Annotated in this window: 9 protein-coding genes; 5 read left to right on the forward strand and 4 right to left on the reverse strand. The window is 68.8% G+C overall.

Annotation, left to right across the window (positions count from 1 at the left end):
* From RTM68_RS14615 to RTM68_RS14635, 5 genes are all read left to right on the forward strand, one after another.
* A partial coding sequence (locus RTM68_RS14615) for a helicase-associated domain-containing protein (protein WP_312172228.1) occupies positions 1-1,418 on the forward strand: 1,418 nt, incomplete at its 5' end.
* Positions 1,419-1,429: 11 nt separating this feature from the next.
* Positions 1,430-3,070 (forward strand): DNA repair helicase XPB, encoded by a 1,641-nt coding sequence (locus RTM68_RS14620; RefSeq protein ID WP_312172230.1) that lies wholly within the window; start codon positions 1,430-1,432, stop codon positions 3,068-3,070.
* A gap of 112 nt (positions 3,071-3,182) precedes the next feature.
* On the forward strand, positions 3,183-3,869 hold the full coding sequence (locus RTM68_RS14625; RefSeq protein ID WP_096714949.1) for a response regulator transcription factor: 687 nt from the start codon (positions 3,183-3,185) through the stop codon (positions 3,867-3,869).
* A gap of 54 nt (positions 3,870-3,923) precedes the next feature.
* A complete protein-coding gene (locus RTM68_RS14630) occupies positions 3,924-5,615 on the forward strand; it encodes a HAMP domain-containing sensor histidine kinase (RefSeq protein ID WP_312172235.1) in 1,692 nt (563 codons plus the stop codon).
* A 125-nt stretch (positions 5,616-5,740) separates the two neighbouring features.
* Entirely contained in the window at positions 5,741-6,028 is a 288-nt protein-coding gene (locus RTM68_RS14635; RefSeq protein ID WP_312172238.1) for a WXG100 family type VII secretion target, read from the forward strand.
* A gap of 122 nt (positions 6,029-6,150) precedes the next feature.
* On the opposite strand, the gene groL is transcribed toward RTM68_RS14635, so the two are convergent.
* From groL to RTM68_RS14655, 4 genes are all read right to left on the reverse strand, one after another.
* Positions 6,151-7,770: a chaperonin GroEL gene (gene groL / locus RTM68_RS14640; protein WP_194763698.1), complete on the reverse strand. Its 1,620-nt coding sequence runs from the start codon at positions 7,768-7,770 to the stop codon at positions 6,151-6,153.
* A 109-nt stretch (positions 7,771-7,879) separates the two neighbouring features.
* The gene (locus RTM68_RS14645) at positions 7,880-8,458 is read right to left on the reverse strand and encodes a LytR C-terminal domain-containing protein (protein WP_312172241.1); all 579 of its coding nucleotides are present in this window, start codon (positions 8,456-8,458) and stop codon (positions 7,880-7,882) included.
* 77 nt (positions 8,459-8,535) lie between these two features.
* Positions 8,536-8,793: a DUF3263 domain-containing protein gene (locus tag RTM68_RS14650; protein WP_312172244.1), complete on the reverse strand. Its 258-nt coding sequence runs from the start codon at positions 8,791-8,793 to the stop codon at positions 8,536-8,538.
* An 18-nt stretch (positions 8,794-8,811) separates the two neighbouring features.
* Positions 8,812-9,154, reverse strand: a 343-nt coding sequence (locus tag RTM68_RS14655; RefSeq protein ID WP_312172247.1) for a DUF2332 family protein, incomplete at its 5' end; no start/stop codon positions are given.

Raw genomic sequence — 9,154 nt, forward strand, 5'->3', positions numbered from 1 at the left:
CGGCGGTGGCGACGGCCGTCGCCGAGCGCCCTGCGCCTGCCGCTGTCGACCCCGCGGCACCCGTCGCCGCGGACGAGACCGCAGAGGCGCACGCGGCGGAGCGGGCGTTCACCACGGTGTCGTCCGTGGCAGATCTTCTCCTGCTGGCACGCGACCGGCCCTTCACCCTGCTCACCGGCGGCACTCTCAGCGCGGGCGAGAAGCGGCAGCTCGGCGAGGCGGGGCTCGATGCCGACACGCTCGACGCACTCGTCGCCATCGCCACGACCGCAGGATTGATGACGGTCGATGACCGCCGTCTGCGCACGACCGTCAGCGCGGAGGCATGGCTGCGCTCCTCGGTCGCCGACAGGTGGAGCGCCCTGGTCTCGGGCCACCGCGATGCACTGCCCCGCGGCGTGCGCGATCACGGCAGCGGATGGATCCCGACCTCCGGCTGGACCCACGCGCACCCCTGGGACGCGTCCTGGCCCGAGCGCAGCGCGGCGCTGCTCGAACGCGCCCGGCTTCTCGGTCTCCGCGCCGACGACGACAGTGAGCCGTCCTGGGCGATGACGGTGCGCCACGGCGAGCCGATCGATCCGGGGCCGCTCACTCTGCTGCTGCCCAGCGAGGTCGACCGCGTCTTCCTCCAGAACGACCTGAGCGCGATCGCTCCGGGGCCCCTCGCGCCGGCGCTCGATGTGCGGCTGCGCACCATCGCCGCCCGCGAATCCGCCGCGCAGGCATCGTCGTACCGGTTCTCCCAGGAGTCCGTCGCGAGGGCGCTCGTCGCGGGCGAGACCGAGGAGTCGATCGTCGAGTTCCTCGAGGGCGTCTCGCTCACCGGCATCCCGCAGCCGCTCCGATATCTCGTGACCCAGACGGCGCAGCGCCACGGGCTCGTGCGGGTGTCGACGGATTCCGAGACCGGGCGCACACGCATCGAGAGTGCCGACAGCACCCTGCTCGACGCGATGTCGGTCGATCAGACACTGCGACCGCTCGGACTCTCCGCGCATGTCGGCTCGCTCACCACCCGCGTCGGCCGCGACACCGTCTACTGGGCGCTGGTGGATGCCCGGTACCCGGCGACACTCGTCGACGAACAGGGCACAGCACTGACCGGGGAGCGCAACCCGGCGGCAGACCCCGCTCCGCCGAGGCCCGTCGACTTCGCCCCGCTGATCGCCGCACTGCGGTCGCACCAGGGACCGGATGCCGACGCGGCCTGGCTCGATCGCGAACTCGAGGCGGCCGTGCGATCGCGCGCCACGCTTCGAGTGACGATCGGGATGCCCGACGGCTCGACGCGCGATCTGCTGCTCGAGGCGACCGGTCTCGGCGGCGGACGTCTCCGAGGCAGGGACCGCGCGGCCGACGTCGAGCGCACGTTGCCGGTGTCGAGCATCCGCGCCGCCACCGTGATCGAGCAGTAAACTGGACAGCTATGTCTGATGGCCCCCTGATCGTCCAGAGCGACCGCACCGTGCTGCTCGAGGTCGCGCACGCCGACGCCGAGAGCGCCCGCCACGAGCTGGCGATCTTCGCGGAACTCGAGCGCGCACCCGAGCACATCCACACCTACCGGATCACCCGCCTGGGACTCTGGAACGCCCGTGCCGCCGGCCACACGGCCGAGGACATGCTCGAGACCCTCGATCGCTGGTCGCGCTTCCCCGTGCCGCCGTCGGTCTCGGTCGATCTGCGCGAGACCGTCAACCGCTACGGGCGCCTCGTGATCGAGCGCGACGAAGAGGGAACCCTGATCCTGCGCTCGAGCGACCCGGCCGTGCTCACGCAGGTGGCGAACAACAAGCGCATCCAGCCTCTGCTCCTCGGGCACCCGACACCCGAGTCCTTCATCGTCGACGCCTGGGCGCGCGGCCAGATCAAGCAGGAGCTGCTGAAGATCGGCTGGCCGGCCGAGGACCTCGCCGGCTACACCCCCGGCACTCCTCACGAGATCGAGCTGGCTGAGGACGGCTGGCAGATCCGCCCGTACCAGCAGGATGCCGTGGATGCCTTCTCGAAGGACGGCTCCGGCGTCGTGGTGCTGCCCTGCGGCGCCGGCAAGACGATCGTCGGCGCCGGCGCGATGGCCGCGACCAAGACGACGACCCTGATCCTCGTGACGAACACCGTGTCCGCGCGCCAGTGGCGCGACGAGCTCCTGAAGCGCACGAGCCTGACGCCCGAGGAGATCGGCGAGTACTCGGGTCAGGCCAAGGAGGTCAAGCCGGTCACGATCGCGACCTACCAGATCCTCACGGCGAAGCGGAAGGGCGAGTACGCGCACCTGGCGCTGCTCGATGCGCTCGACTGGGGTCTGATCGTCTACGACGAGGTGCACCTGCTGCCCGCTCCCGTCTTCAAGCTCACCGCCGATCTGCAGGCCCGTCGTCGCATCGGACTCACCGCGACGCTCGTCCGCGAAGACGGCCGCGAAGGCGATGTCTTCAGCCTGATCGGCCCCAAGCGGTTCGACGCACCGTGGAAGCAGATCGAAGCGCAGGGGTTCATCTCCCCCGCCGTCTGCTACGAGGTGCGCGTCGACCTGCCGCCGAGCGACCGCCTCGAGTACGCCGCGGCGACCGACGACGAGCGCTACCGCCTCGCGGCGTCGGCCCCCGCCAAGATCCAGGCCGTGCGCGAACTCATCGCGAAGCACGAGGACGAGCGGATCCTCGTGATCGGCCAGTACCTCGACCAGCTCGACTCCCTGTCGCAGTCGCTGAACGCTCCGCAGATCACGGGAGCCACCCCGGTGGACGAACGCGAACAGCTGTACCAGGCGTTCCGCGAGGGTGAGATCCCGGTACTCGTGGTGTCGAAGGTGGCGAACTTCTCGATCGATCTGCCCGAGGCCTCCGTGGCCATCCAGGTGTCCGGCTCGTTCGGCTCCCGGCAGGAGGAGGCGCAACGGCTCGGACGCCTGCTGCGGCCCAAGAAGTCCGGGCACACGGCGAGCTTCTACACGCTGGTCGCGCGCGACACGATCGATCAGGACTACGCGCAGAACCGCCAGCGGTTCCTCGCCGAACAGGGGTACAGCTACACGATCATGGATGCCGACGCGATCGCGGCCTGACCGCCTCGCGCCGCCTCCACAGCGCCGTCGCACCCCGCGCTTCGCCCTCGGCGTACTCGCCGCTCCGACGGATCACCAGCATTCCCATCGACGGAGTCACCATAATGGGGTCATGACTGATGCGCGCATCCTGGTCGTCGACGACGAGCCGAACATCCGCGACCTGCTGTCCACGGGCCTGAGCTTCGCGGGCTTCCAGGTGAAGACGGTCGCCAACGGCGCGGCCACCATCTCCGCCGTGCTGGAGGAGGAGCCCGACCTCATCATCCTCGACGTCATGCTCCCCGACATGAACGGGTTCAGCGTGACCAAGCGTCTGCGCGGAGCGGGATTCACCGCTCCGATCCTGTTCCTCACCGCGAAGGACGGCACCGACGACAAGATCGAGGGACTCAACGCGGGTGGCGACGACTACGTCACCAAGCCGTTCAGCCTCGACGAGATCGTCGCACGCGCGCAGGCGATCCTGCGCCGCACGATGCAGGCCGACGAGGAGTCGATCATCCGCGCCGGCGAGCTGTCGATGGATCAGGACACTCACGACGTGCACGTCGGCAAGGAGCCGATCGAGCTCAGCCCGACCGAGTTCAAGCTGCTGCGCTACCTCATGCTCAACCCCAATCGCGTGCTGTCGAAGGCTCAGATCCTCGACCACGTGTGGGAGTACGACTTCAACGGCGACGCGGGCATCGTCGAGAGCTACATCTCGTATCTGCGCCGCAAGATCGATCCGCACACCGAGGAGTCGGTGATCCAGACCAAGCGCGGATTCGGGTACATGCTCAAGGTCGGCAAGTAACACCGACAACTCAGAACACCGACACCGCACAGCATCCGTCTCGAGGAGGACCGCATGGCGCGCAAGCCCGACGCGGTCACCCGCTGGTGGCGGGCGATCAGCCTGCGCGCCAAGGTCACCGGCGTGACGGTGGCCGTGCTCGCGCTCGGCCTGCTCGCGGCGGGAGTCGGAACCGTGCCGATCCTGCGCAACGCGCTCGTCAGCAACATCGAGTCGCAGCTGCCCGCGCTCGTCTCGGCCGACCTCGCTGACCGCTACTTCGACGTGGCGATGGTCGACGGCGAGACGCACTACACACCCAAGGAGTCACCGCGCGACTTCTTCGTCGCGATCTACGACGGCGAGGGCGTTCTGCAGACCACGACCGGCGCCTCGGCGAACGGCTCGCCGCTGTTCCCCTCGACGTTCACCCTGCTCGAGGCGCAGGCGAAGATCGACAGCACCTTCACTCTCGACGGGACGAAGGGCGCGAGCTTCCGCGCGGCGGTCGCGAGCCTGCCCGGTGAGGGCGGCGGCTCGCTGCGCATCCAGGTGGTCGCGATGCCCCTCGATTCCGCCGACCGGATCATCAGCCAGTACTTCGGCATCTACATCACGGTCGCGCTCGTCACGATCCTGCTGGCGGCGCTGCTCACTCGGGGGCTGGTGACACTCACCTTCCGACGACTCGGGCAGGTCGAATCGACGGCCATGTCGATCGCCGCCGGCGACTTCAGCCAACGGCTGACCGACCTCGAGCCGACGACCGAGGTCGGACGCCTCAACTACGCCATCAACACGATGCTCGACAGGGTCGACGGCTCGCTGGCACAGCGGGATCGCACCGTGCGGCACATGCGGCGGTTCATCGGCGACGCGAGCCATGAGCTGCGCACCCCGCTCGTGAGCGTGCGCGGATACGCCGAGCTCTACCGCATGGGCGCGATCAAGGGCGAGGAGGACACCGCCCGAGCGATGGAGCGCATCGAGAAGGAGGCGATCCGCATGGGCGTGCTCGTCGAGGACCTTCTCGCACTCGCCCGACTCGACGAGGAGCGCGAGCCCGAGATCGAGCCGCTCGACCTGCGCCCGATCGCGCGCGACGCCGCGCTCGATCTGCGTGCCGCCGCTCCGGCCCGTACTGTGTCGGTCGTCGACCGCACGGTCGAGGCCCCGCTGATCGACGTCACGACCCGCCCCACCCCCGTGGCGCCCGAGACACCGCAGCCTGCGCCGCGCGGCCTGTCACGCGGCACGCTGTCTCGGCTCCGGCGTCGCCCTCGCGGGGCTGAGAAGGTACCCGCGATCGACTTCACCGAGGCCACCGACATCCCGGTGCGGACTCCCCCGATCATCCTCGGCGAGGAGAACAAGGTCCGTCAGGTGGTGACGAACCTGTTGGGCAACTCACGGCGCTTCTCACCCGAAGAGAGCCCGATCGAGCTCGTCGTCGACGCCGACCGGGTGCGCGGCACGGGCAGCATCTCGATCGTCGACCACGGCGAGGGCATCCCCCCGCAGATCCGCGAGCAGATCTTCGAGCGCTTCTGGCGCGCTGACACGTCTCGCGCCCGCGAGACCGGCGGCTCGGGTCTGGGACTCGCGATCGTGGCGTCGATCGTGAAGGCTCTGCACGGCAGCGTCGAGGTCTCGGAGACGCCGGGTGGCGGGGCGACCTTCACCGTCACGTTCCCCCTGGCTCCTTCCCGTGCCACACCCGCCCACCTGCTCGAGGACACGCAGCCCCTCGAGCCGCTCGACCTCTGAGCCTCTCTCTGCACGGACCCGCACGGCCGCCTGTTGTGCACACCGGACGGTCGCCCGCCGTCGCACGGTGACCTCGCGCGCCGGGATTCTCGTACCGTCGGAACCCCATCGACAAAGGAGTTCTCATGTCCGTCTTCACCGTTGACACCGAAGCCGTCGGCGCCGCGCACGGCTCCGCTCTCGCCACCATGGAGCGCCTGCGCGCCGAGGCCGCGACCCTCATGGCCCAGCTCACACAGCTGCAGTCGACCTGGGTGGGCACCGCCTCGAACGCGTTCCAGTCCTGCGCAGAGCAGTGGCGAGGGGCGCAGATCCACGTCGAGCAGGCGCTCGAATCGATCGGCACGGGGCTGGGCAGCGCGGCCACGCAGTACGCCGACGCGGACCAGTACTCGGCGAGCCTGTTCCGCTGAGCTCCGAACCGCACCGCGCCGCTCCGCCGACCGCAGAGACACCGCGCGGACACGCAGAAACGCCCCGACCGAAGTCGGGGCGTTTCTGTGTCAGGACCGGAGTCCCTGATGCTGCAGAGGGATCAGAAGTCCATGCCGCCCGACGGGTCGCCCATCGGAGCTGCAGCCTTCTCGGGCTTGTCAGCCACGACGACCTCGGTGGTGAGGAAGAGAGCCGCGATCGAGGCTGCGTTCTGCAGCGCCGAGCGGGTCACCTTCGCCGGGTCGATGATTCCTGCGGCGAACATGTCGACGTACTCGCCCGATGCCGCGTTGAGGCCCTGGCCCGAGGGGAGCTCGGCGACCTTGTTCGCGACGACGCCCGGCTCGAGACCGGCGTTCAGAGCGATCTGCTTCAGCGGAGCCTCGATCGCGACGCGAACGATGTTCGCACCGGTCGCCTCGTCGCCCGAGAGCGACAGAGCGTCGAGAGCCTTGGTGCCCGACTGGATCAGCGCGACGCCACCACCGGGGACGATGCCCTCTTCGACGGCCGCCTTCGCGTTGCGAACGGCGTCCTCGATGCGGTGCTTGCGCTCCTTGAGCTCGACCTCGGTCGCTGCACCGGCCTTGATGACGGCGACGCCACCGGCGAGCTTGGCGAGACGCTCCTGCAGCTTCTCACGGTCGTAGTCGCTGTCGGTGTTCTCGATCTCGCGACGGATCTGCGTGACGCGACCCTCGATCTGGTCGGCCTCGCCGGCACCCTCGACGATCGTGGTCTCGTCCTTGGTGACGATGACCTTGCGTGCACGACCCAGCAGGTCGAGCGTGGCGTTCTCGAGCTTCAGGCCGACCTCTTCGGTGATGACCTGACCACCGGTGAGGATCGCGATGTCCTGCAGCTGCGCCTTGCGACGGTCGCCGAAGCCGGGAGCCTTGACGGCGACCGACTTGAAGATGCCCTTGAGCTTGTTGAGCACGAGAGTCGCGAGAGCCTCGCCCTCGACGTCCTCGGCGATGATGACGAGCTCCTTGCCGTCCTGGATCACCTTGTCGACGATCGGCAGGAGGTCCTTGATGTTGGAGACCTTCTGGTTCGCGATGAGGATGTACGGGTCTTCGAAGACCGCTTCCTGGCGCTCCGGGTCCGTCACGAAGTACGGGTTGAGGTAGCCCTTGTCGAAGCGCATGCCCTCGGTGAGCTCGAGCTCGGTGCCGAAGGTCTGCGACTCCTCGACGGTGACGACGCCTTCCTTGCCGACCTTGTCGATCGCCTCGGCGATGAGCTCGCCGATCGCGGGGTCAGCTGCGGAGATGGATGCCGTGGCGGCGATCTGCTCCTTGGAGTCGATCTCCTTGGCGCTGGCGAGCAGCTCCTCGGTGATCGCTGCGACGGCCTTCTCGATGCCGCGCTTGAGCGAGATGGGGTCAGCGCCGGCCGCGACGTTGCGCAGACCCTCGCGGACGAGTGCCTGAGCGAGCACGGTGGCGGTGGTGGTTCCGTCGCCGGCGACGTCGTCGGTCTTCTTGGCGACCTCCTTGACGAGCTCCGCGCCGATCTTCTCGTACGGGTCGTCCAGCTCGATCTCCTTGGCGATCGACACACCGTCGTTCGTGATCGTGGGAGCGCCCCACTTCTTCTCGAGCACGACGTTGCGACCGCGCGGGCCGAGCGTCACCTTGACGGCGTCGGCGAGGATGTTGAGGCCGCGCTCGAGGCCGCGGCGGGCCTCCTCATCGAAAGCGATGATCTTTGCCATGAGTTTTGTCGTCCCTCCTGGACGTAGACGTTGGGTTTAGCACTCAGAGTGAGAGAGTGCTAACGCCATTCTGGCACTCGACCCCATCGAGTGCAAGCTGCAGGAGGTACTACGGAGCGGGCGTCTCCTCGACGTCGGTCGCGGCGCCCGAGACCCGGTCGAGGCCGATCACGACGGTGAGCTGCTTCTGCCCCTCCTCGGTCTCGCCGAGGTAGAAGTCGCTCTGCTGCACATCGGCGCCGCCGATGAGTCCCGCCAGTCCGATCGCCGCGAGTTCGTCCTCGGCGGCGACGTAGTAGACCGTGGTGGTCGTGAAGTCCTCGCTCGTGCTGTCGCTGGCGAAGACGGTCTCGGCCGGCCATCCGTTGTTGATCAGCACCGCGCGCATGTCCTCGTCGAGGCCCTCGTCAGCGGTGGCGTTGAGGATCATCACCGAATAGGACGTGTCGATCACGCCCGTCTCCTCGGGGATCGGGGTGAGCGTGGGCGCCGCCTCGGGGAACGGCGTGATGCGTCCCATCACGATGAGAGAGCCGAAGATGCCTGCGACCACGAGCACCAGAGCGGCGACGAACGACCACAGCAGCACCACCCACCCGTTCATGCCGGGGGCTTCGGCGCGGTGCGCGCCCACACGTCCGGAAGAACGGGGCACGTCGTCGAATCGGTCTCGGATGGGCTTTGACACCCCTCGATGCTACTGGCACCGGCCTGGACATCCGCGCCACGCCCGACCGCGCGGCGCAGCCGATTCCCGCAGGTCGGTCAGCCGACGAAGCCCGGGGTCCGAGTCGACCGGCGCATCGCGCGCGCATCGCGGATGCGGCGGAGCCGGCCCACGAGCATGGGGTCGTACTCGAGCGCGACGTCCGACTCGATGAGGCGGCCGAGCAGCTGGTAGTAGCGGGCCGAGCTCATGCCGAGCTGCGCGCGGATGACCTCCTCCTTCGCGCCGCTGTGCCGCGGCCAGGCGGTCTCCAGCGCGAAGATGGCGCGATCGCGCTCGGTCATCTCTCCCAGCATGAGATCAGAGTAAATCGATCAGACGCCCGCGGCGGCGCGCCACTCCCACGATCGCCCTAGTGGATCGGCCGAGGCGCGCACGCGTCCGTCGAGCGCGACCACGAAATCGGGCCAGGTGTCGGCGTCGATCGCCGGCTCCCACACGTCGAGCAGCGCGGGCGGATCGATCGTGACCCAGCGCGCCGGCAGTCGACGGATGCGATCGACGAGCGCCTGACGAGTCTCGCGGGGGATGTGGACGAGCACTCCCGGCGTCGTGACGACGAGGGTCGCATCCTGCGGCGCACGCGCGGCGAGTGCCTCGAGGTGGTCGATCGCGTCTCCGGCGACGAGGTGAGGAGGGTCGGCCGCCGCGATGTCG

The organism is Microbacterium sp. (assembly GCF_031988965.1).
Lineage (GTDB): Bacteria > Actinomycetota > Actinomycetes > Actinomycetales > Microbacteriaceae > Microbacterium.

What these genes read in the sequence shown, in the direction of transcription:
- RTM68_RS14620 (WP_312172230.1), top strand. Translation starts at nt 1,430, where the DNA reads ATGTCTGATGGCCCCCTGATCGTCCAGAGCGACCGCACCGTGCTGCTC.
- RTM68_RS14625 (WP_096714949.1), top strand. Translation starts at nt 3,183, where the DNA reads ATGACTGATGCGCGCATCCTGGTCGTCGACGACGAGCCGAACATCCGC.
- RTM68_RS14630 (WP_312172235.1), top strand. Translation starts at nt 3,924, where the DNA reads ATGGCGCGCAAGCCCGACGCGGTCACCCGCTGGTGGCGGGCGATCAGC.
- RTM68_RS14635 (WP_312172238.1), top strand. Translation starts at nt 5,741, where the DNA reads ATGTCCGTCTTCACCGTTGACACCGAAGCCGTCGGCGCCGCGCACGGC.
- groL (WP_194763698.1), bottom strand. Translation starts at nt 7,770, where the DNA reads ATGGCAAAGATCATCGCTTTCGATGAGGAGGCCCGCCGCGGCCTCGAG.
- RTM68_RS14650 (WP_312172244.1), bottom strand. Translation starts at nt 8,793, where the DNA reads ATGCTGGGAGAGATGACCGAGCGCGATCGCGCCATCTTCGCGCTGGAG.